22 protein-coding genes are annotated in these 21,503 nt (G+C 71.1%); 11 read left to right on the top strand and 11 right to left on the bottom strand.

Annotation, left to right across the window (positions count from 1 at the left end):
• Positions 1-63 precede the first annotated feature (63 nt).
• Positions 64-1,005, top strand: coding sequence for a hypothetical protein (locus tag RCR19_RS14860; protein WP_331265596.1), 942 nt, complete (start codon positions 64-66; stop codon positions 1,003-1,005).
• Here the strand turns inward: RCR19_RS14860 and RCR19_RS14855 are convergent.
• The 7 genes from RCR19_RS14855 to RCR19_RS14825 form a co-directional block, all read right to left on the bottom strand.
• Positions 1,002-1,295: a hypothetical protein gene (locus RCR19_RS14855; RefSeq protein ID WP_331265595.1), complete on the bottom strand. Its 294-nt coding sequence runs from the start codon at positions 1,293-1,295 to the stop codon at positions 1,002-1,004. The two genes, RCR19_RS14860 and RCR19_RS14855, sit on opposite strands and share 4 nt — an antisense overlap.
• Entirely contained in the window at positions 1,295-1,876 is a 582-nt protein-coding gene (locus RCR19_RS14850) for a hypothetical protein (RefSeq protein ID WP_331265594.1), read from the bottom strand. Before RCR19_RS14850 ends, RCR19_RS14855 begins: the two co-directional genes overlap by 1 nt.
• A 147-nt stretch (positions 1,877-2,023) precedes the next feature.
• Positions 2,024-2,785 (bottom strand): succinate dehydrogenase iron-sulfur subunit, encoded by a 762-nt coding sequence (locus RCR19_RS14845; protein ID WP_059128510.1) that lies wholly within the window; start codon positions 2,783-2,785, stop codon positions 2,024-2,026.
• Positions 2,785-4,539 (bottom strand): succinate dehydrogenase flavoprotein subunit, encoded by a 1,755-nt coding sequence (gene sdhA, locus RCR19_RS14840; RefSeq protein WP_331265593.1) that lies wholly within the window; start codon positions 4,537-4,539, stop codon positions 2,785-2,787. The genes RCR19_RS14845 and sdhA overlap by 1 nt, the downstream gene beginning before the upstream one ends.
• A gap of 19 nt (positions 4,540-4,558) precedes the next feature.
• Complete coding sequence (locus RCR19_RS14835) at positions 4,559-5,041, bottom strand: succinate dehydrogenase hydrophobic membrane anchor subunit (RefSeq protein WP_059128508.1); 483 nt, start codon at positions 5,039-5,041, stop codon at positions 4,559-4,561.
• Between the two features lie 5 nt (positions 5,042-5,046).
• A complete protein-coding gene (sdhC, locus tag RCR19_RS14830) occupies positions 5,047-5,427 on the bottom strand; it encodes a succinate dehydrogenase, cytochrome b556 subunit (protein WP_331265592.1) in 381 nt (126 codons plus the stop codon).
• 229 nt (positions 5,428-5,656) lie between these two features.
• Positions 5,657-6,331 (bottom strand): 2-oxo-4-hydroxy-4-carboxy-5-ureidoimidazoline decarboxylase, encoded by a 675-nt coding sequence (locus tag RCR19_RS14825; protein ID WP_079050407.1) that lies wholly within the window; start codon positions 6,329-6,331, stop codon positions 5,657-5,659.
• Between the two features lie 230 nt (positions 6,332-6,561).
• On the opposite strand from RCR19_RS14825, the gene RCR19_RS14820 reads away from it, so the two are divergent.
• Entirely contained in the window at positions 6,562-8,157 is a 1,596-nt protein-coding gene (locus tag RCR19_RS14820) for a glycoside hydrolase family 20 protein (protein WP_331269445.1), read from the top strand.
• Between the two features lie 175 nt (positions 8,158-8,332).
• Positions 8,333-8,902, top strand: a complete 570-nt coding sequence (locus RCR19_RS14815; RefSeq protein ID WP_331265591.1) for a hypothetical protein — start codon at positions 8,333-8,335, stop codon at positions 8,900-8,902.
• 121 nt (positions 8,903-9,023) lie between these two features.
• Here RCR19_RS14815 and RCR19_RS14810 read toward each other — a convergent pair whose 3' ends face one another.
• On the bottom strand, positions 9,024-9,518 hold the full coding sequence (locus RCR19_RS14810; RefSeq protein ID WP_331265590.1) for a DUF1877 family protein: 495 nt from the start codon (positions 9,516-9,518) through the stop codon (positions 9,024-9,026).
• 169 nt (positions 9,519-9,687) lie between these two features.
• Here RCR19_RS14810 and RCR19_RS14805 point away from each other — a divergent pair, with 169 nt between their 5' ends.
• The 5 genes from RCR19_RS14805 (at position 9,688) to RCR19_RS14785 (ending at position 14,271) form a co-directional block, all read left to right on the top strand.
• Positions 9,688-10,092 (top strand): hypothetical protein, encoded by a 405-nt coding sequence (locus RCR19_RS14805; protein ID WP_331265589.1) that lies wholly within the window; start codon positions 9,688-9,690, stop codon positions 10,090-10,092.
• A gap of 512 nt (positions 10,093-10,604) precedes the next feature.
• Positions 10,605-11,237, top strand: a complete 633-nt coding sequence (locus RCR19_RS14800; protein WP_331265588.1) for an RNA polymerase sigma factor — start codon at positions 10,605-10,607, stop codon at positions 11,235-11,237.
• A gap of 97 nt (positions 11,238-11,334) precedes the next feature.
• On the top strand, positions 11,335-12,105 hold the full coding sequence (locus RCR19_RS14795; protein WP_331265587.1) for a hypothetical protein: 771 nt from the start codon (positions 11,335-11,337) through the stop codon (positions 12,103-12,105).
• A gap of 457 nt (positions 12,106-12,562) precedes the next feature.
• Positions 12,563-13,237: an RNA polymerase sigma factor gene (locus tag RCR19_RS14790; RefSeq protein WP_331269444.1), complete on the top strand. Its 675-nt coding sequence runs from the start codon at positions 12,563-12,565 to the stop codon at positions 13,235-13,237.
• The gene (locus tag RCR19_RS14785; protein ID WP_331265586.1) at positions 13,237-14,271 is read left to right on the top strand and encodes a hypothetical protein; all 1,035 of its coding nucleotides are present in this window, start codon (positions 13,237-13,239) and stop codon (positions 14,269-14,271) included. The genes RCR19_RS14790 and RCR19_RS14785 overlap by 1 nt, the downstream gene beginning before the upstream one ends.
• A 250-nt stretch (positions 14,272-14,521) precedes the next feature.
• Here the strand turns inward: RCR19_RS14785 and RCR19_RS14780 are convergent, their stop codons facing one another.
• Positions 14,522-15,352, bottom strand: coding sequence for a L,D-transpeptidase family protein (locus RCR19_RS14780; protein WP_331269443.1), 831 nt, complete (start codon positions 15,350-15,352; stop codon positions 14,522-14,524).
• A gap of 230 nt (positions 15,353-15,582) precedes the next feature.
• Here RCR19_RS14780 and RCR19_RS14775 point away from each other — a divergent pair, with 230 nt between their 5' ends.
• Positions 15,583-17,163, top strand: a complete 1,581-nt coding sequence (locus RCR19_RS14775) for a methylmalonyl-CoA mutase family protein (protein ID WP_331265585.1) — start codon at positions 15,583-15,585, stop codon at positions 17,161-17,163.
• A gap of 159 nt (positions 17,164-17,322) precedes the next feature.
• Entirely contained in the window at positions 17,323-17,976 is a 654-nt protein-coding gene (gene leuE, locus RCR19_RS14770; protein ID WP_331265584.1) for a leucine efflux protein LeuE, read from the top strand.
• Between the two features lie 7 nt (positions 17,977-17,983).
• Here leuE and RCR19_RS14765 read toward each other — a convergent pair whose 3' ends face one another.
• The gene (locus RCR19_RS14765) at positions 17,984-19,393 is read right to left on the bottom strand and encodes an FAD-dependent oxidoreductase (protein ID WP_331265583.1); all 1,410 of its coding nucleotides are present in this window, start codon (positions 19,391-19,393) and stop codon (positions 17,984-17,986) included.
• Positions 19,394-19,463: 70 nt separating this feature from the next.
• Here RCR19_RS14765 and RCR19_RS14760 point away from each other — a divergent pair, with 70 nt between their 5' ends.
• A complete protein-coding gene (locus RCR19_RS14760) occupies positions 19,464-20,141 on the top strand; it encodes a TetR/AcrR family transcriptional regulator C-terminal domain-containing protein (protein ID WP_331265582.1) in 678 nt (225 codons plus the stop codon).
• A gap of 56 nt (positions 20,142-20,197) precedes the next feature.
• On the opposite strand, the gene RCR19_RS14755 is transcribed toward RCR19_RS14760, so the two are convergent.
• A complete protein-coding gene (locus RCR19_RS14755) occupies positions 20,198-21,244 on the bottom strand; it encodes an acyltransferase (protein ID WP_331269442.1) in 1,047 nt (348 codons plus the stop codon).
• Positions 21,245-21,503: the final 259 nt, after the last annotated feature.

Raw genomic sequence — 21,503 nt, 5'->3', positions numbered from 1 at the left:
GGCCGTGATCCCCGAGCGCCATACTGAGGGGCGCCGAGGGGCGTATGGGGAGGGCGGGGCTTCGTGCGACGGGTGCTGTCGGTGCACTTCGCGCCGTGTGCGCTGTTCGTCGCCGGGGTGCTCGCGCTCGTACGGGCAGGGAGTTTCTCGGGGCGCAGCGACTGGAGTGCCGTATGGCCGCAGCGGCCGGCGGCGCTGCTCGGAGCGATCGCGACGGTCACCGTCTGCGCAGCAGTTCTCGCCCTGTTGCTGCAGCCGTTCCAGGTGCGTGCGGTCCGCGTGCTGGAGGGCTACTGGGACCGCTGGCCGCTCACGGCCGGACTTGCGGGGATTCTGGCCCGGGTTCAGCGCAAACGGTGGCAGGCGCTGCGGCGACGGGCCGAGGCGGCGACGGGTGGGGACCGGGCACGGCGCGTGCGGGCCGACGCGCGCCGTCGCCTCGCCGCCCACCCGCCGGCCGATCTTCTGCTGCCGACGGCACTGGGCAACGCCCTGCGGGCCGGGGAGTTGAGCGCCGGAGAACGCTACGGACTGACGACGCTGACCTCGTGGCCGCGCATCTACCTCCAGGTGTCCGACCGTGTGGCCGAGGTGCTCCGTTCCACTCGTGACGCACTCGACACAGCGGTGAATCTCTGCTGGTCCTTCCTGCTGCTCACCGGCGCCGGATGCGCGGCCCTCCACGACGAGCCGTCAGCCTGGTGGCTGTGCGGCGCCGGCCTGGTGCTCGCGGCGGTCGCCTACAAGGGTGCGGTGACGGCGGCGCAGGCCTACTCGGGCCTGATGCACGTGGTGTACGACCTGCACCGCTTCGATCTCCTGGACGCGCTGCACCACCCACTGCCTTCGGACCGTACGAGCGAAGAGGCGGTGTTTTCGGAACTCTCGGACCAGTTGGCCGGCATTCGGCGTCAGGGCACGACGTACGACCACGCGGCGGCGCGTGGTCGTACCCGACGACATGGTCCATCGGCCGACGATCGCGACGGCCCGCCGCGGTCCTAGCAGTCCCCGAGTACGGCTCGGCCCTTGTGGTACTGGGCGCGGAGCTCGCTCTCCGGGCAGAGCGCGAGAACTGCCGGTGGCAGACACCTCAACGGACACGTGGCCGTATGCAGCACCTCAAAGGCGCCGGACTGCTCGAGGTGGGCCCGGGCCAGGGATTCCCCCTGCTCGAGTGCCCTCTCCCAGTCGTCCACCTGATTGCGTGTGTAGTGGCCCCGGAACGGCCGGACGCATGAGGGGCACTGGTGCAGGTCCACCCCGTTGCCCGGCAGTGTCACGTCGTACAGCATCAGCCGTCTCCTCCGTTCAGCGACTTGGGTTTCTCCGGAGGTCCCCCCGGGTCTTCATGGAAGAGGTGGTGGATCCACCAGGCCTCGACGAGAGCGCCGGCCAGAGCCAGGCCCGCGGCTGCCCATCGCCATGCGGCCTGCTCGTCGTGAGGTGGAACGAGTGCCGTGGCCACGGAGAAGATCAGCAGCATCGTGCCGGTGTTGAAGGTGACGACGGCACGGCGGTTGCGCACCTGCCACTGGATGAAGTGGGCGCTCCGCCGCTCCAGGAGTTCGCTGCTCCGCTTCAGGTCCTCCGGTGCGTACCAGGCTTCGATCGTCTGCCGGTTGTACAGGTACTTGCGGGCATCGGCACCGATTTGCATGGTCGCGATCAATGCAATGGCCGACATGACGACAAGAAGCAGCGTCACGCCGGGCCACCGGAAGTCGCCGCCGTCAACGATGATCACGCCGACCAGGGACAGGGACGCGCCCGCGAGCAGGGGCGCGGCCACCGTCTGCGCTGTCGCGGACGCTTCCGGATAGCCGAGAAAGTGCGGGGCCCTCGGCCCTATGTACGGTTCCTTGCTCTGCTCCACGAACCGTCCCCCTACCTACTGGGCATTGGGGTCGGAGTGTGACAGACGGAGCTGCTTATTCAGTAGAGGTGCAAACAGGCCAGAAACGCACGAGGGCCCTGTTCCCGGAGTTGCGGAAACAGGGCCCTCGTTACCGGATCCGGAGGATCAGAAGCGGCGCGTGATCAGCGCTCGCTTCACCTCCTGGATCGCCTTCGTCACCTCGATGCCGCGCGGGCAGGCGTCCGTGCAGTTGAACGTCGTGCGGCAGCGCCACACGCCGTCCTTGTCGTTCAGGATCTCCAGGCGCTGCTCACCGGCCTCGTCACGCGAGTCGAAGATGAAGCGGTGCGCGTTGACGATGGCGGCCGGTCCGAAGTACTGGCCGTCGTTCCAGAACACCGGGCACGACGAGGTGCAGGCGGCGCACAGGATGCACTTCGTCGTGTCGTCGAAGCGTGCACGGTCCTCGGCGGACTGCAGGCGCTCGCGCGTCGGCTCGTTCGTGTCCTTCGTGACGAGGAAGGGCATCACGTCACGGTAGGCCTGGAAGAACGGCTCCATGTCGACGACCAGGTCCTTGAGGACCGTCAGGCCCTTGATGGGCTCGACCGTGATCGGCTTCTCGGGGTTGATGTCCTTGATCAGCGTCTTGCAGGCAAGGCGGTTCTTGCCGTTGATCCGCATGGCGTCCGAGCCGCAGATGCCGTGGGCGCAGGAGCGGCGGAAGGTGAGGGTGCCGTCGATGTCCCACTTGATCTTGTGGAGGCCGTCGAGCACGCGCTCCTTCGGGTCGATCTCCAGCTGGAAGTCTTCCCAGGTCGCCTCGGCCGAGACCTCCGGGTTGAAGCGGCGGACCCGGAAGGTGACGGTGATGTAGGGGGAGGCGGCGGACTCCGCCTCCACCTTGTCCAGTACGGGGGTTGCCATCAGTACTTACGCTCCATCGGCTGGTAGCGGGTCTGGACGACCGGCTTGTAGTCGAGACGGATGGACTCGGTGCCGTCGTCGCCCACCTCGCGGTACGCCATGGTGTGGCGCATGAAGTTGACGTCGTCGCGGTTCGGGTAGTCCTCGCGGTAGTGGCCGCCGCGGGACTCCTTGCGGGCGAGGGCGGACACCGCCATGACCTCGGCCAGGTCCAGCAGGTTGCCCAGCTCGATGGCCTCCAGCAGGTCCGTGTTGAACCGCCTGCCCTTGTCCTGGATCGCCACGTTCTTGTAGCGCTCCCGGAGTTCGGCGATCTTTTCGACGGCCGTCTTGATCGTCTGCTCGGTACGGAACACCATGACGTTCGCGTCCATGGTCTCCTGCAGCTCGCGGCGCAGGTCGGCCACACGCTCGCTGCCCGTGGAGGAGCGCAGGTTCTCGATCCGGGAGACCACCAGTTCGGCGGGGTTCTCCGGCAGTTCGACGAAGTCCGCCCTCTGCGAGTAGTCCGCCGCGGCGATACCCGCCCGGCGCCCGAAGACGTTGATGTCCAGCAGCGAGTTGGTGCCCAGGCGGTTCGCGCCGTGGACGGACACACAGGCGACCTCGCCGGCCGCGTACAGGCCCGGTACCACCGTGGTGTTGTCCGTGAGGACCTCACCCTCGACGTTCGTCGGGATGCCGCCCATGGCGTAGTGCGCGGTCGGCTGGATCGGGATCGGGTCCGTGTAGGGCTCGATGCCGAGGTAGGTGCGGGCGAACTCGGTGATGTCCGGCAGCTTGGCGTCCAGCTGCTCCGGCGGCAGGTGGGTGAGGTCCAGATAGACGTGGTCGCCCTCGGGACCGCAGCCCCGCCCCTCGCGGATCTCCGTGTAGATGGAGCGGGACACGACGTCACGGGACGCCAGGTCCTTCATCACCGGCGCGTACTTCTCCATGAAGCGCTCGCCGTCCTTGTTGCGAAGGATGCCGCCCTCGCCGCGCGCACCCTCGGTGAGGAGGATGCCCATGCGCCAGATGCCGGTCGGGTGGAACTGGAAGAACTCCATGTCCTCCAGCGGCAGACCCCGGCGGTAGACCGCGGCCTGGCCGTCACCGGTCAGCGTGTGCGCGTTCGAGGTCACCTTGAAGAACTTGCCGCAGCCGCCGGAGGCGTAGATCACGGCCTTCGCCTGGAAGATGTGGATCTCGCCGGTCGCCAGTTCGTAGGCCACCACACCGGCCGACTTCTTGACGCCGTCGACCTCGGTGATCAGCTGGTCGAGGACGTAGAACTCGTTGAAGAACTCCACGCCCTCCTTCACGCAGTTCTGGTAGAGCGTCTGGAGGATCATGTGGCCGGTGCGGTCGGCCGCGTAGCAGGAGCGGCGGACCGGGGCCTCGCCGTGGTTGCGCGAGTGACCGCCGAACCGGCGCTGGTCGATCCTCCCCTCGGGCGTCCGGTTGAACGGCAGGCCCATCTTCTCCAGGTCGAGGACCGAGTCGATGGCCTCCTTCGCCAGGATCTCGGCGGCGTCCTGGTCGACCAGGTAGTCACCGCCCTTGACCGTGTCGAAGGTGTGCCACTCCCAGTTGTCCTCCTCCACGTTGGCCAGCGCGGCGGCCATGCCGCCCTGCGCGGCGCCCGTGTGGGAGCGGGTCGGGTAGAGCTTCGTCAGCACGGCGGTGCGGCTGCGCTTGGTGGCCTCGATGGCGGCGCGCATGCCGGCGCCGCCGGCGCCGACGATGACGGTGTCGTACTTGTGGATCTTCATATTTCTCGCAGCCCCGTGCCTAGCGGATGTTCGGGTCGAAGGTGAAGATCACCAGCGTGCCCAGCAGGATGGTGAACACCGTGGCGGTGTACAGCAGGCCCTTCAGCCACAGCCGCGTGTTCGCCCGCTCCGCGTAGTCGTTGATGACGGTACGCAGACCGTTGGCGCCGTGCAGCATGGCGAGCCAGAGCATGGCGAGGTCCCAGACCTGCCACCACGGGGAGGCCCAGCGGCCGGCCACGAAGGCGAAGCCGATCTTGGAGACGCCGCCGTCGAGGACCAGCTGGATCAGCAGGTGCCCGAGGACCAGGACGACCAGGACGATGCCGGACAGGCGCATGAACACCCAGCCGTACATCTCGAAGTTGCCGCGGGTCGACTTCGGGGTCTTCTTCGTCCGCTTGCGCGGCGGCTCGATGACCGGCGCCGGGTTGTCGACGTCGTACAGCGAGGCACCCTCGACGGGGCCGATGCCGGAGGCGGTGGTTTCAGTCGTGGACATGCGCGTCAGCTCCCGAACACTTCACGAGCGGCGTGGCCGAGGACGGGGTAGACGGCCCCGAGCATCAGCACGACCCAGACGCCGACGACGGTCCAGAGCATCTGCTTCTGGTAGCGCGGGCCCCGCGACCAGAAGTCGACGGCGATGACCCGAAGGCCGTTCAGCGCGTGGAAGAGGATGGCGGCGACCAGGCCGTACTCCAGCACGGCGACGATCGGCGTCTTGTACGTGGCCACGACCTCGTCGTAGGCCTCGGGGGAGACACGGACGAGTGCGGTGTCCAGCACGTGTACGAACAGGAAGAAGAAGATGAGGACGCCGGTGACTCGATGAGCCACCCAGGACCACATTCCTTCCCGGCCGCGGTACAGCGTTCCAGCCGGCACGGAAGAACCCTCCGGGAGCGGGGACTAGGGCCGCGCCGGCTTCTGTGTCGGTCGGGCCCGGCCGGGTACGGTCCACCGGCCCCCAGCATCGTAGCGACGTGCGGTCGGAACGCTTACGGCGGCCCTACCGATGTGATCAAACTGGCAATCAAACGAGCACGGACGGGCTATTGGCGGCCCCGGTGAGACGGAAGGGGGCGGTGGCTGCGAGCCCGCGGCATCCGCTCCTCTACCCGGCGCGTTGCGCGACGGGCGTGTCGGAGAAGTGCCGGACCAGGCGGATCAGCCTGCCCCTTGTCAGACGCCGCAGCTCCTCCGCGGCGAGGGGGCGCTCCTCCTCCGGATCGTGCGTCAATCGTGACCGGATGGCGGCCAGGACACGGTCGGCCGCCTCGCCGGGGGCCACATCGTCCAGGCAGATGACGAACACGTGCCCGAATCGGCTCTCGTAGGCGGCGTGGGCCGCACTGAGGGCGGTGTGGGCGGCGGAGTATGCGCCGGCCGGGAGGAGGGTGAGCGATTCACCGGCCAGCGCCTCGGCCAGATCGGCGGGCGTCAGGTCGTAGGCGGCCTCGTCGGCGGCGGCGAGCAGGGAGTCCAGGTCCGGATAGGGGCGGTGGTCTGCGACGCGGTCGGCCCAGCGCGGGCTCCGGCAGCAGGTGAGAAGCGCGCGCCGGGCGTTCGCGGCGGGCGTGGAGTTGAACCGCTCGATACCCGTGGGGGCCTCGATGCGGTGCTGCGCCGGCAGGGCGGTGGGGCCGGGGAGGTCGGGGAGACGGTGCGCAGGCAGCGTGGGTCCTCGGCGAGTGGCGGGCGTGACGTCGTGGGCGTCACAGGGGGTCGGCAGGGGAGGGTGCGGGAAATGCGCCGTCACGTTATCCACGGTGATCGGGGGGTCGTCCATCGGCTGACCGAATTTCACCCGAATGGGAGAGTTCTATGGCGTCCGGTGGACGGGTGGGGCGGGCAGGGGTCATAGGTTCGGAAGGGGCAGGCGCAGGGAGAGGTGAGGGGAATGCGATCGGACGGCGGTCGGATACGTGCGGGTGCGGCGCCTTCGGTGCCGCGAGGGCGTACGGGCCCGGCGTGGCCGTACACGGGAGTGGAGCGGGGTGCGGAGCGGTGACCGGCCGGATGCGGCAGGGTCCCGAGAACAAGACGCACCGAAGGCGCAACGGGTTGCTGCTGGGCGGGGGAATCGTCGTGGCGGGCGCGATCGCCGCGGCGGTGGTGTTGTGGCCGTCCGGCGGCGGCGAGCCGCCGCGGAGTTCCGTCAGCCCGTCGACTCCTCTCTCGTCACCGACCGCCACCTATGCCCTGTCCCGGGCGCCCCGCACCATCCCCGCCGTCCGGGAGCACGTCCCCGCACGCGGTCCGGGCTGGCGTCCGGCGTCCGGTGCCCGTGTGGTCGTCGACAGCCCCTCCCTGGACGACGAAGGCCGGTTGCTGGCCGGAGAGCTGGGGATGGAGTACGGCGGCCGGACCGCCGCCCGCGACGGCGACGTCGAACTGGGCCTGGCCGGAAGCGGCGACCGGGAGTCGTACACGATGACCGTGCAGAACGGACGGGTGCGGATCACCGGCCCGGGCGACGCGGGGGTCTTCTACGGCACCCGCACCCTCAAACAGGAGGTGCACGGCGGCGGTACGGCTCCCGAGGGGGTCGTGCGGGACGCGCCCGCCAAGCCGCGGCGCGGTTTCATGCTCGACATGGCCCGCAAGTTCTACTCGGCCGGCTGGATCGAGGACCGTGTCCGGGAGCTCGGCGACCTGAAGTACAACGAACTTGGTCTGCACTTCTCCGACGACCAGGGCTTCCGTATCGAGTCCGGCTCGCACCCGGAGATCGTGTCCCCGCAGCACCTCAGCAAGGCGGAGGTCAAGCGGATCGTCGACCTCGCCGCGAGCCGCCACATCACGATCGTCCCCGAGATCGACTCGCCCGGGCACCTGGGCGCGGTCATCGCCGCGCACCCCGACCTGCAACTGCGCAGCGTCTCGGGTGCCGCACCGCGGGGCACGCTCGACATCTCGAAGCCGGAGGCCGCGAAGATCGTGGACGACCTCCTCAACGAGTTCGCGGGGGTGTTCCCCGGTGGCTACTGGCATCTGGGCGGCGACGAGTACCAGGCACTGACGGTGCCGAACCCCGCCGCGTCCTTTCCGCAACTGGCCGCCGCTGCGCGGGCGAAGTACGGGGCGAGCGCGAGCGTCGCCGACCTCGCGACCGGCTGGCTGAACGACCGCGCCGACGTGATGCGCGGGCACGGCCGGACGATGCGCGCGTGGAACGACGGCTTCTACCGCACCAGCGTGGTGCAGCCGGCCAAGGACCTCGAGGTCGCGTACTGGACGGGCAAGGAGCGCGGCGCCAGGCAGCCGGCGGAGTACCTGGCCGCGGGCCGCAAGGTGATCAACTACAACGACGAGTTCCTCTACTACGTGCTGGGGCAGCCGCACACCTTCGTCTATCCCACCGGTCAGCGGATCTACGAGCAGTGGAATCCGCGCATGCTGCGGGGGACGGCGGAGGTGCCGGCCGGGTACGACGGGCAGATCCTCGGCGGCGTGTTCGCGGTCTGGAGCGATCGCGCCGCCGCGCAGACGCAGGACCAGGTGGCGGCCGGGATCCGGATGCCCCTGCGGGCGACGGTCCAGAAGCTGTGGGACCCGGGGGCGCCCCCGCTGTCCTGGACGGAGTTCCGGCAACTGGCCGATCGGCTCGGCTGACACGGGTGCCGCACCGGGGCCCGATCGTGGGGCAGTTGGCCGAAAACAACTTCCACCAACTCCTTCACCGACCGGCGTGGTGCCGTTGTGACACTCCCGGTAGGTTGCACGCAGTAGGGGGAAGTGCGGGCTCCGTAGACATGTGGCGCCCAACGAGGCATGTCTAGGAGGCGTGATGAGCCTGGTGGACCAGATCGCACAGGCCGACGAACGTGCGCTCGCGGCGAGCGGGTTGGCTTGTTTGGATCGCTGTATACCGCTCCTCGGAGGCGACGACGACATCCTGCGCCCGTTGTGGGCGAGCCTTGTCGAGGGCCACGAGTGGGAGGAGCGGCTCGCCAAGGTGCGGGCCGAACTCGGCGCCGGGGTGCGGGCCGACGCGGACGCGGACGGCACCTTCGAGGCGGAGGCCGCGGGGCTCGTGCGCCGCATGCTGGAGGCGATTCCCGCGCAGGCCCCGGCGGATGCGCTGCGCCAGTGGGCCGACGCCTGCTCGGTCGCGGCGCTGCAGATACACCGGCTGCTCGATCCCGCCGACGACGAGACCTCGGTGGCGGCCCGCCGCGAGGGCCGCACGGACGGTATGCCGCCGCTCGCCGCCGCCGAACTGCGGCGCCAGATCACCATCCTGGAGGTGGTGACGGGCCACGGCGCGGCCGGACTGCGACAGGCCCGCGATGTGTCGACCGAGGGGCGCCGGGTGCTGCAGGCCGTCGTGTCGAGGCGGGCCCGCGGCAGGGCGTGAGCGGGGGCCGGGCGCGGCGGCGGCCCGAGCGCTCGCGCGTGCCGGGTCCCGCCGTGGACGCACCGGGCCAGGGCCGGCCGTGGACGCACCGGGCCAGGGTCGGCCCGATGGCCCGGGCACCTCAGTCCATGAACCACTTCACCACCGCGTCCCCGCACTCGGCCGTGCGCGCGTAGAACGCCGTGAGGTCGCGGTGCGCCGCCGCGAAGGCGCCCCGCGTCCGGGGCTCCGCCGCGATCCCGCCATGGCGCGCAAGCAGACGGCTCCGCGCGGGACGCCACAGTGCCTCGAAGTCGGCCGAGGTCAGAAACAGCGCGACCCGTGTGGCCTGGGCCGCAGTCAGCACCAGGAACGGCGGCTTGCCCCGGTCCGGGAGGAACACCGGCCGGCCGCCGAGCACCACCTCGGTCCGCGGCGGGTCCTCCGTGCGCAGCGGGGGAGAGCCGGCGTAGAGCAGTTCCTGTTCCCGGTAGTCCTCGTCCAGCACCTCCTCGCGGTGACGGCAGACCCGCGCCCGGTCGCCGCTCCGGTCGTCCTCGAACAGTCGTTGCAGCCAATTCACGCTGTTGCGCAGCGCCGGCGGCGGTACCGCGCGCAGATGCAGATGGGTGCTCATCAAAGGAAGGAGCGCACCGGAGCACGGAAGCATCACCGTCCGGCCCGGCTCCCTCGTCACGGGAAGATCCTGTGGCCGTCGTGCGGGCGAGCTGGGGCGGTCCTGCGCCGGTTGCGGGAATCCCACGGAATCGAGTGACGTATCGCACGCTGACCTCGCTCTTCCGTATGTGACGACTCAGCAGGAGACCAGACCCCAAGCGGCAGCGAAGCCCCTGCGATGGGCGGCGGACGCCGTGGCGACGATGCGGGAGGGGGCGCGGCTGCGCCTCGACTACTCGGCGCAGAGCCTGTGGCGCATCGACCGGATGATCGACGACCTGCGCCGCGAAGGGGCACCCTTCGCCGCCGTGCAGAGCGTTCTGCGCGGTTTCGGCGCCTATGCCGGCGAGGTGATCGTGCGGCAGACGGGCGCCGAGTGGTGGTCGACCGGCGGCGACCACTGGATCCGCACCCCGGACGGCGGTCTGTGGGACCCCATCGACGAGGCCCGCCGCTGCTTCGCCGGGCACGGATCGCTGCGGCTGCTGTGCCGGGACGCGACGGCGAGGGCGTCCGCCCACCGGGCCGGTTGACCCCGGCCCCCGCTGCTCCACGAGTCCCCGACCGTTCCCGTGCCGCTGTGCGGGCACGGCTCGGCCGGGGACTCCGGCCATGGGTGGGCCCCCGGCCGACCGGTCCCTCCCCGCGCCGCTCCCGGGGGGGGAGATGGGAGCGGGCGGGGGCCGGGGAGAGGGAAACGCCGCCGGCGTCCGGTGTGCGTGGGTGACCGGCCGCCGTGCGGACCCGGGCTTCCCACAGAGCGCACGGGGACGGCGATACGTCACCGGGGGCCGGAAGCGGAACCCCCGTCAGGCACCCGATCCGGCGGGCGGGACGGCACGCCTTCCGGCCGGTCCGCGCCCTCGCGGGGACCCCTCGGGCCACCGGCCGGTTCCCGAGGGGAATCCGGCAGCAGTCGTGAAGGGCGCCAGCCCCGTTGTGACACTTCCGCGACGTCCGACGCAGTTTGTGAGGGGGGCGCCCGGCACCGGATCGTGCCGGACGCCGCGGAGCTGCTACGAACCCGGTACGAACGAGGACGGTTTTGGGCCAGGGACGGCACCCCCGACGCGTACAGGCGTACGACGGGGAATTGGGCGCGGCGGTCGCGCGGGCCCAGGACGGCGACGAGGCGGCCTTCGCGGTCGCCTACCGGCTGGTACAGCCCGGGCTGCTCGGCTATCTGCGCGGCCTCGTGGGGGACGACGCCGAGGACGTGGCGTCCGATGCCTGGCTGGAGATAGCCCGGGACCTCGGGCGGTTCAAGGGGGACGGAGCGGGCTTCCGCGGCTGGACGGCGACCATCGCCCGGCACCGGGCGCTCGACCATCTGCGCCGGCAGCGGACGCGGCCCCGGCCGACGGCGCTCGAACAGGACGTACTGGACCTGCCCGGTCCGAGCAGCACGCATGAGCAGGCCCTTGAGTCCCTCTCGACCGAGCGCGCCCTGCAACTGGTCGGCGAGCTGCCGCGGGACCAGGCCGAGGCCGTGCTGCTGCGTGTCGTCGTCGGTCTGGACGGCCCCTCCGCCGCGCGGGTGCTCGGCAAACGCCCCGGTGCGGTGCGCACCGCGGCGCACCGGGGCCTGAAGCGCCTGGCCCGCCGGCTGGGTGTCGAGGGCGCGGCGGACGAGGGTGTGACGGATGAGGCTTCCCGGACGCTGGGGGAGTCGAAGTGAACGACGACGGCGCCGCGTTCGTACGGACGACCGTGCGGGCCCGGCGGGCCGGTTGGATGTGACAGGTCGGACGGACCGGACAGGAACGGAAGCGGACATGGGTGAACAGCTGGGCGGCGACGGGTTTCCCGGTCGTCGGCGTGTGCACCCTGACGGCACCGTGGCCGGCCCCGGGGGAGCGCCGGACGAGGCCGGTCTCGAGACGGCGCTGGCCGCGGCCGTGCGCGGCGGTGATGTCGACGCCGGGGCGGAGCAGCGCGCTGTCGCCGCGTTCCGGGCGGCCCGGGACGCGGGTGTCCACAGGGCCAGGACCCGTCGCCGGGACGACTGGCGGGTCCGCGAGGAGCGCCGGGTCGGACGCCCGCTCAGGACGACGTTCGCCGTGATCCTCGCGAGCCTCACCCTGGGCGGTGTGGCGGTCGCCGCGATCGGCTCGGCCGGGTCGTCCTCGCACGGCGCCGGTCCGGGCACGGGAGACAAGCCGTCCACGGGTGCGTCCGCCCTGCCGGGCAAGGAGCCCTCGGCCGTGTCCCCCACCCGCCCCGGGCGGGCGGACCGGCCGGACACCGCCAAGGACACCGCGGCCCACTGCCGCGCCTATGCGCAGGTGAAGGGCCGCGGCAAGGCGCTGGACTCGACCGCCTGGCAGCGGCTCGTGACGGCGGCGGGCGGCGAGGAGAAGGTCACCGCCTACTGCGCCGGCCGACTGGCGGGGTCGAAGGCGGCCGACGGCCCGAGCGGCAGCGGCAAGTCCGGCGCCGGCGCGGGCCAGGGGAACAAGGGCTCCGGCAACGGGACGGGCGGCTCCGGCAACGCGTCCGGCAACGGACCGGCGCACACCGACCAGGGCAACGGGAAGAACGAGTAGCGTCGTCCGGGGAGTCGCGGCCCCGAGCACCCGGTAACCCCTTTCACACCGCGGGACGTGCGAGCATCCGAGTGTTCCCGTGGTGTGCGGTCGACCCCCGGGTCCCGCGAGTGCACCGCCTGGGCAACGGCCGGGGCCGCCACCCCCCACAGGAGAGGCCCCGGCCGTCGCGCGGCACGGGCCGCGCGGCGGCCCGTACTCCCTACAGCGCCGTGGATGCGTTTTCTGTCACACCTCACCGCGTCACGGGTTGGTTGCACGTTGTACGGACGTGGACGTAGAACGGTTTCAAGCCGTAACGTGCCCATCGCGCCGACCGCGGACGATCAGCAAAACGGGTGATGCAACCGCCGCAGACCACGAGCGGCCTCAAACCGCTTTCAACGACGGAATCACGACGGTGAGACCCGGCCCGCGGATGCGGCGTCGGCGCAGGCGGACAGAGGGGCAGTTCGAGGTGCTGGGGGACGACGCGGAGCTGACGGCCGCGGTGCTTGCGGCACAGTCGGGGGACGAGACCGCGTTCCGGACCGTGTACCGCGCCGTGCATCCGCGTCTGTTCGGATACGTGCGGACACTGGTCGGCGACCCGGACGCCGAGGACGTCACCTCGGAGGCATGGCTCCAGATCGCACGCGACCTCGAGCGGTTCAGCGGGGACGCCGACCGGTTCCGCGGCTGGACGGCCCGGATAGCCCGCAACCGCGCGCTCGACCACATACGCATGCGCGGTCGCCGGCCCGCGATCGGCGGCGACGAGACGGAACTGACCGGGAAGCCGTCGGAGTCGGACACGGCCGGCGAGGCCATGGAGGCGCTGGCCACCGGACACACCCTCTCCCTCATAGCCCAGCTCCCCCAGGACCAGGCGGAGGCCGTCGTACTGCGAGTGGTCGTGGGCCTCGACGCCAAGAGCGCCGCCGAGACGCTCGGAAAGCGTCCCGGGGCGGTCCGTACGGCAGCCCACCGCGGTCTCAAACGCCTTGCGGAGCTGCTCGGTCAGGGTGCGGGGGCGGATCCGGAATCGGCCGGCGGACTCGGCGCCCTGCCTCCCCCACGAGAGGCGCACCGGCGCACGGTGGCGTCCGGCGGTGTGACGCATATGCGTTCGCGGACGCAGAAGGACATGTGATGGCCGACGAGCAGTACAGGTGGCTGGACAGTGACGCGGCGGAGCGTCTGCTGCGCGGAGAGCCGCTGGACGCCGTCGACGACGTTGCGCGTGCACATGCCGCGAGGATTGCCGAGACTCTCTCCGAACTCGCCGCCCCACCCCTGCCGACCAGCGACGAACTGCCCGGGGAGGCTTCGGCCGTGGCCGCTTTCAGGGCGGCTCGCACGGCCCGCCACGGTGAGCGCACGGGCGTCGGGGGGCCGGCCCCCGGGCGCTCCGCGGCCCCGTCCGGCGACGCCGGACTGGTGCGTCTCGGACGGCCGGTCGCGGACGGGCGGCAGGCCCGGCGATGGCGCCCCGTGCGCTTCGCGCTGGCCGGGGTGGTGGCCGCCGGGATGATCGGCGGGGCCGCTGTGGCGGCCGGAACCGGAGCGCTGCCCACGCCGTTCCACGAACCGCGTCCCGCCGCGTCCGTGTCGGCGGCCGCGACCCCGCGGATGCCGGTGCTCACGCCCACGCCCGAGGGGACGCAGACCCGCGGTTCCACCTCACCGACGCCCACGGACACGAACGGCGCACCCGTGCAGGGCACTTCGTCACAGGACGAGGTGGGCGCCGGTGCCGCCGCGACCGGGCGGCCGCGTTCTTCCGGCAACGGCGCCGCGGGGCGGGGCGGTGAGTGGTGGATCGGCGTGCGCTCCTCCTGTCGCGCCGTGGCCGACGGCAGGGAACTGGGCACCCGGCGGATGCGCAGTCTCGAGGACGCGGCCGGTGGCAGCGGCCGGGTGAAGACGTTCTGCAAGGGCGTGCTCGGCGGCGGGAGCGGCAGGGACGGCGACATCCGGGGCCCCGGCAGGGACGGCGACGGCCTCGGCCACCACGGCGACGGCGACCAGGGCGACGACCACGACGGTGACGGCGAGGGACACATAGGCCCGGACATCGGTCTGGCACCCTTCCCGCCGGCGACACCTCACGTCCCGGCTCCGGCGGACGCGACGCCGTCGCCGAGCCCGACGCACGGTGCGCCGGCCACCGAAGCGGCACACTGACCCGTCGCACGGCGTCAGGGGGTGCGGCCCCGCGCCCTCCTCGGCCCGCGGCGGGGTGCTCTCGCGAACCTCTTCCACGGCGGGTGTGACACTTTCGGCCGACCCGGCGCAGTACTGAGTGAGCCGACTGGTCATCGGCCGTCGCACAGAGCCGGGGTTCCCCCCGTACCCACGGCTCGGTGCACATCGGCGCGGGCGGGACACGTTCCCCCGGTCCCGCCCGCGCCCCGCACCCGCCTCGAGGCCGCTCTCACCAGTAGACGACGACCTTGTCCCCGGTCCTCGCCCCGGCGAACAGCGCCGAGATCGCCGCCTCGTCCCGTACGTTCACACAACCGTGCGAACCTCCCGCGTATCCGCGCGCCGCGAAGTCGGCCGAGTAGTGCACCGCCTGGCCACCGCTGAAGAACATCGCGTACGGCATGGGCGAGTGGTAGAGCGTGGACGCGTGGTACCGCGACTTCCAGTAGATGTGGAACACGCCCTCCCTGGTCGGCGTGTACTGCGCGCCGAACCGCACCGCCATGGTCGAGACCGTGCGTCCGTCGACCATCCAGCGCAACGTCCGGCTCGTCTTGCTGATGCACAGCACCCTGCCCGTCATGCAGCGCGCGTCCGGCGCGGCGGCCGGCTGTCCGCCCATCAGGTACAGCTCCCACTTGCCGGGCTCGTGCGTCATCCTCAGCAGCCGCTGCCAGGTGACCGAGTCCACCCGTCCGGTGCGCGGCAGTCCGCGCTTGCCCTGGAAACCCTTGACGGCGTTCTCGGTGAGGTCGTCGTAGGTCCCCGTCGGACCGTCGAACAGCCAGGCGACCTGGCGCAGCCGTGCCTGGAGTTCACGCACGCCCGGGCCGGTGGCGCCGGGCGCCCAGAGGACCGCGGGGGAGGGCTTCGGGGCGGGCGCGGCGCTCGTCGCGCCCGTGCCCGAGGGGGTGTGCGAGATCTCGATGTGCACCGGAGAGCGGTGCCTGCCGCCGCCGTTCTTCGCGTCCACGGGCTGCGCGACGCACCCGGTGAGAGCAGCGAGCGCCACGCCCGTGGCGACTGCGATCAGCGTTCGGCCCATGCCCTTGGTACGCATCTGAACCCCCGTCGCCTCACCGGTCCTCATGGGCCGGTCGTGTCCCTTGAGATGTTCCCCGCGCGTGACCGCCGTCGAACTACGGGGCATGGTTGTGAGCAAGGTCCCAGCGTGCGGTACTCCACCGGTCGCACGCCCGCCGCTACAGTCCGTCGCGAGGTCGGCCGTACTGGCGAGTAACGAGGCCGGGCCATCACGCCGGGACAAGTAGCAACGCGGAGGCACACACCATGGCGCGCGAGTCGGAGTCGGGACTTCCCATCGAGCCGGTGTACGGGCCGGATGCCCTCAAGGACTGGGATCCGGCCGGGAAGCTGGGCGAGCCGGGGGCGTATCCGTTCACGCGCGGCGTGTACCCGAGCATGTACACGGGCCGTCCGTGGACGATGCGCCAGTACGCCGGCTTCGGTACGGCGACGGAGTCCAACGCACGCTACAAGCAGCTGATCGCGAACGGCACGATGGGTCTGTCGGTCGCCTTCGACCTGCCCACCCAGATGGGTCATGACTCCGACGCGCCGATCGCGCACGGCGAGGTCGGCAAGGTGGGCGTCGCCATCGACTCCGTCGACGACATGCGGGTGCTGTTCGGCGGGATCCCGCTGGACAAGGTGTCCACATCGATGACGATCAACGCGCCTGCCGCCCTGCTGCTGCTTCTGTACCAACTGGTGGCGGAGGAGCAGGGCGTGCCGGCCGACAAGCTGACCGGCACGATCCAGAACGACGTCCTGAAGGAGTACATCGCGCGGGGGACGTACATCTTCCCGCCGAAGCCGTCCCTGCGCCTGATCGCGGACATCTTCAAGTACTGCAGGGCCGAGATCCCCAAGTGGAACACGATTTCTATCTCCGGTTACCACATGGCCGAGGCCGGCGCCTCTCCCGCGCAGGAGATCGCGTTCACGCTGGCCGACGGCATCGAGTACGTGCGCACGGCCGTAGCGGCGGGCATGGACGTGGACGACTTCGCCCCCCGGCTGTCGTTCTTCTTCGTGGCCCGGACCACGCTCCTGGAGGAGGTCGCCAAGTTCCGTGCGGCCCGCCGGATCTGGGCGCGGGTGATGAGGGACGAGTTCGGGGCGCAGAACCCCAAGTCGATGATGCTGCGCTTCCACACCCAGACGGCGGGTGTCCAGCTGACGGCGCAGCAGCCGGAGGTGAACCTGGTCCGGGTCGCGGTCCAGGGGCTGGCCGCGGTGCTCGGCGGCACCCAGTCGCTGCACACGAACTCCTTCGACGAGGCGATCGCGCTGCCGACCGACAAGAGCGCGCGTCTGGCCCTGCGCACGCAGCAGGTGCTGGCCTACGAGACGGACGTGACGGCGACGGTCGACCCCTTCGCGGGCAGCTACGTGATCGAGAGGATGACGGACGAGGTAGAGGCCGCGACGCTGGAGCTGATGGAGAAGGTCCAGGACCTCGGCGGTGCGGTGTCGGCCATCGAACACGGCTTCCAGAAGAACGAGATCGAGCGCAGCGCCTACCGCATCGCCCAGGAGACGGATGCGGGCGAGCGGGTCGTGGTCGGCGTCAACCGCTTCCAGCTCGACGAGGAGGAGCCGTACGAGCCGCTCCGAGTCGACCCCGCGATCGAGGCGCAGCAGGCCGAACGCCTCGCCCGGCTCCGCGCGGAACGCGACCAGCCGGCGGTGGACACGGCCCTGGCGGACCTGAAGAAGGCGGCGGAGGGCACGGACAACGTCCTGTACCCGATGAAGGAGGCACTCAAGGCCCGCGCCACGGTGGGCGAGGTGTGCAACGCGCTGCGGGAGGTGTGGGGGACGTACGTGCCCTCGGACGCCTTCTGAGCCGGGCGGCCGGTCCACAGCGCCGGCCGGGGGACGGAAGGCCCGAGCACATCCGTCCCCCGGCCGCAGGATTCGTGCCGGGTGGCGACGACCGACCCGTCCGTCTCGCCCTGCGAAATCCGAAAGCCGAGTGTCGTACCCCCGTGCGACACTCCTTCCATGTTCGGCGTCATCGATCTCCCCACCTACCTGGCGGGACTCGTCCTCATCGTCCTGCTCCCCGGGCCCAACTCCCTGTACGTGCTCTCCGTCGCCGCCCGGCGCGGTGTGCGGGCCGGGTACACCGCGGCGGCCGGCGTCTGGTGCGGGGACACCGTGCTGATGACGCTGTCCGCGGCCGGAGTCGCCTCGCTGCTCCAGGCGAACGCCGTGCTGTTCGGGATCGTGAAGTACGCGGGCGCCGGCTATCTGACGTGGCTCGCCTTCGGAATGCTCCGTACCGCCTGGGGGATGTGGCGGACGCGACGTGAGAGGGACGTGCCGGAACAGGCCGCGAGCGCCGCCGCCGCCGAGGAGCGGCCCTACCGCCGGGCGTTCGTCGTCAGTCTGTTCAACCCCAAGGCGATCCTGTTCTTCGTCGCCTTCTTCGTGCAGTTCGTCGATCCCGGGTACGCCTATCCGGCGCTCTCCTTCGTGGTGCTCGGCGCCTTCGCCCAGCTCGCCAGCTGTCTCTACCTCAGCGCCCTGATCTTCAGCGGCACACGACTCGCGGACGCCTTCCGTCGCCGCAAGCGGCTGTCGGCTGGGGCCACTTCCGCCGCGGGCGCCCTCTTCCTCGGCTTCGCGGTGAAGCTCTCGCTCGCGAGCGCGTGACCGCCGGCTACCGCAGGCCGAACCGCGTGAGGTAGTCCGCGAGTCCGTCCGCCGAGTCGCCGCTCCAGCCGACGTGACCGTCGGGCCGGACCAGGAACAGGCCCGTCCCATAGGACCCGTGGGCGGGACCGTGGACCACTCGCACCCGTCCCGGGGTCGCCGGCGCCGGCGTACCGAGGGCCAGCAGCGTCCAGTGCGGGCCGCGGAAGGCGTCGAAGAGCCGCACGCCGTCCACCGTCGCGTCCGGTGCGCGGTCGCCCGCCCGGACCCGGCCCGGGGCCCTCCGGGTCTCCGCCGTGAGCGACGAATCCCGGTAGCCGATCCCGAGCTGCCGGGTCGCCTCGCCCCGCCGCGTCTCGCCGCGGTGCACGCGCGTGGACAGACCGAGGACGTCCGCCGCGACGGGCCGCCGTTCCGCCTCGTAGCTGTCCAGAAGCGACCGCGCCGCACCGTCCCGCAGCACGGCTCCCAGCTTCCAGCCCAGGTTGTAGGCGTCCTGGACGCTGGTGTTCATACCCTGGCCGCCCGCCGGCGAGTGGATGTGGGCCGCGTCACCGGCGAGGAAGACCCGCCCCTCGCGGAACCGGTCCGCGAGGGCCGCTCGCGGCCGGAAGTCCGAGGCCCAGCGCACCTCGGTGACGTCCTCGGGGGCGAGATGGGATCGGGCGGCCACGACCTTGCGGATGCCGTCGAGGGACAGGTCGGGCGTCGTGCCCTCCGGAAACCGCGCGACGAGTTGGAAGTCCTCGGTGCCTGCCAGCGGGCAGAGGGCGAGGAACCCCTCGCCGTCGGCACCCGGCGGGAAGATGTGCCAGTTGTCGCGGTCCAGGCCGCCGACGCGCACGTCCGCCACAAGGGTCGGGTTGGGGTCGACGGCCTCGCCGGTCATGCCGATGCCGATCGCCCGGCGCACGGCCGACCGCCCGCCGTCGGCCGCGACGACGTACCGGGCGCGCACCGGGGCTCCGGAGGTGAGATGCGCGATCACCCCGGCCGGGTGCTGTTCGAGGCCGACGACCTCCCGGCCGAAGGCGACCCGTCCGCCCAGCTCCGCCAGGCGGGCGTGCAGGATCTCCTGGGTCCGCCACTGCGGCACCATCCACGGCTCGTTGTACGGCGCGTCCTCGCTCGCCTCGGCCGGCTCGAACATCCGGTGCTCGCCCGTCCGGTGGCCGTCCTGCCAGATCATCCCGACCGGATAGGGGCCGCCCGCCGTACGGATCGCGTCGAGCACGCCGAGGTCGTCGAGGACCTCCATCGTGCGCGGCTGGATGCCCTTGCCCCGGGAGCCGGGGAAGAGGGTTCCGGCGCGCTCGAGGACCACGGCGTCCACGCCGCGCCGGGCGAGGTCGACCGCGAGCGCGAGCCCGGTGGGCCCGGCGCCGACGACGGCGACCTCGGTGCTCTCGATGTCCATGACTGCCCCCTTAACGTTGTTAAGTTGCGTTGTCCGCAAGCGTTTCCTTAACGGCGTTAAACTGTCAAGCGTGGCTGCGCAGAGAGGTCCGAAACTGGACAGAAGGCAGGTGGCGGAGGCGGCCCTGGGGCTGCTCAACGAGGTGGGGCTCGAGGGCCTGACGCTTCGCGCCATCGCCAAGGAGCTGAACGTGCAGGCGCCCGCCCTGTACTGGCACTTCAAGAACAAGCAGGCGCTGCTGGACGAGATGGCGACGGAGATGCTGCGGCGCATGTCCGACGGTTTCGCCGCGCAGCCGGACGCGCCGGACCTGGCGTGGCGGGATGTGTTCTTCCGGCGGATGAGCGCTCTGCGCGAGCATCTGCTGCGCTATCGGGACGGTGCCAAGGTCTACGCGGGCACACGGTTCACGGACACGTCCTACGCCGAGCCGATGGAGGCGAATCTGCGCCTGCTCACCGGGGCCGGATTCACCCCGGGCGCCGCGGCGCGCGCCTGGTTCACCGCGTACAGCTACACGATCGGCTACGTCATCGAGGAGCAGGCCATGGGGCCCGACCCGGCCTCCGGTGCGGAGGGCTACGACCTCGACGCCCGCGCCGAGCGCCTGGCGGCCCACCCGCTGGCGGCGGAGGCGGGCCGGGAGATGTTCCAAAGGCACGGCCAGGGCTTCGAGGCCGGACTCAGGGCGGTGATCGAGGGCATCGGGCTCACCCTTCGGGGAGAGGCGGACGGCACCGGTCGCTGAACGACCTGAGGGGCACCCCGTGGCGGGGTGCCCCTCACGTCGGGCCGGGCGGGCGGCTACGCCAGCGGCTTCGACAACGAGGCGCGCAGCTTCGGCGTCAGCCAGTTCTCGATGTAGCGGTTCAGCAGCCACGCCAGCAGCAGCATCGAGGCGATCGTCAGCAGGAAGGTGGCGTACGACGGGATGTGCAGGCTCCGGTGCAACGTCCTGACGACGACCCAGCCGAGGTGCTCGTGCACCAGGTAGAAGGGGTAGGTCAGTGCGCCCGCGACGGTCAGCCAGCGCCAGTTCGCCCAGTCCAGCCAGCCCAGCGCGATCGCCGCGACCGCCACGAAGCCGAAGGCGACGATCAGCGTGATGCCGAGGGAGGTGCGGTGGGCGAAGGCGTTCGAGTCCGAGGCGTTCCACAGGTCCCGCACCGCGTAGTGCTGCCCGATCAGGAAGTTCACGGCCACGATGCCCCAGGCGTAGGCGTCCTTGCGGTTGCGGTGCACCAGGTACAGGCCGACGCCGCCGATGAAGAAGGGCGCGTACTCGGGCATCAGGATCACGTTCAGCAGTGCGTCCTTGGACGACTGGGTGATCGCGGCCGCCAGGGTCCAGCCGGCGCAGAAGAGGATCACGCGCCGGCGGTTGGCGCCCGGCAGCACGATGCAGAGCGCGAACAGGGCGTAGAAGCGGACCTCCGCCCACAGCGTCCAGCACACACCGAGGACGCGGTCGACGCCGAGCGGCATCTGGAGCATCGTCAGGTTCACCAGCACGTCACTGGGCGACAGCGCCTTGTAGGCGACCGTCGGCAGGGCGAACACGACGGTCACGAGGAGGACCGCCGCCCAGTAGGCGGGCAGCAGCCGTGACGCCCGGGAGGCGAAGAACGAGCGGAGGGGGCGTCCCCAGCCGCTCATGCATATGACGAAGCCGCTGATCACGAAAAAGACCTGGACGCCGAGGCAGCCGTAGGAGAACCACGAGTGCAGCACGGGGAACTGCGTCTTCGGTGACGTGCCCCACGCGGCGGTGATCTCGCCGCCGCGTCCCCCGTAGTGGTACAGAGCCACCATCAGCGCGGCCACCAGCCGCAGCCCGTCGAGGGCGCGCAGGCGGCCACCGGACCTCTTCGCCTTCGGCTGTGCGGGCGTGACGCGTCGCTCTTCGGGACGGGCGGCCACGGCGGATTGCTGTTTTGCTGTACTGACGACCGTTTCGGTCACTGATACCCCTTGAAGATCCGCCGCGGGCTCCGTTCTGCTCACTTCTGACCGAATGCGCCCGGGTCAAATGAAAGTCGTCTATCGAGACTCTATGACCTCACCCTGAGCGAATCTGTTCGACGGGATCAGCATTTGCCCGCAAGACCCG

The sequence above is a fragment of the Streptomyces sp. WAC07094 genome, from assembly GCF_036320405.1.
GTDB lineage: Bacteria > Actinomycetota > Actinomycetes > Streptomycetales > Streptomycetaceae > Streptomyces > Streptomyces lannensis.
Note: the sequence above shows the minus strand (reverse complement) of the source record. Positions and strands in the feature narration are given on the sequence as shown.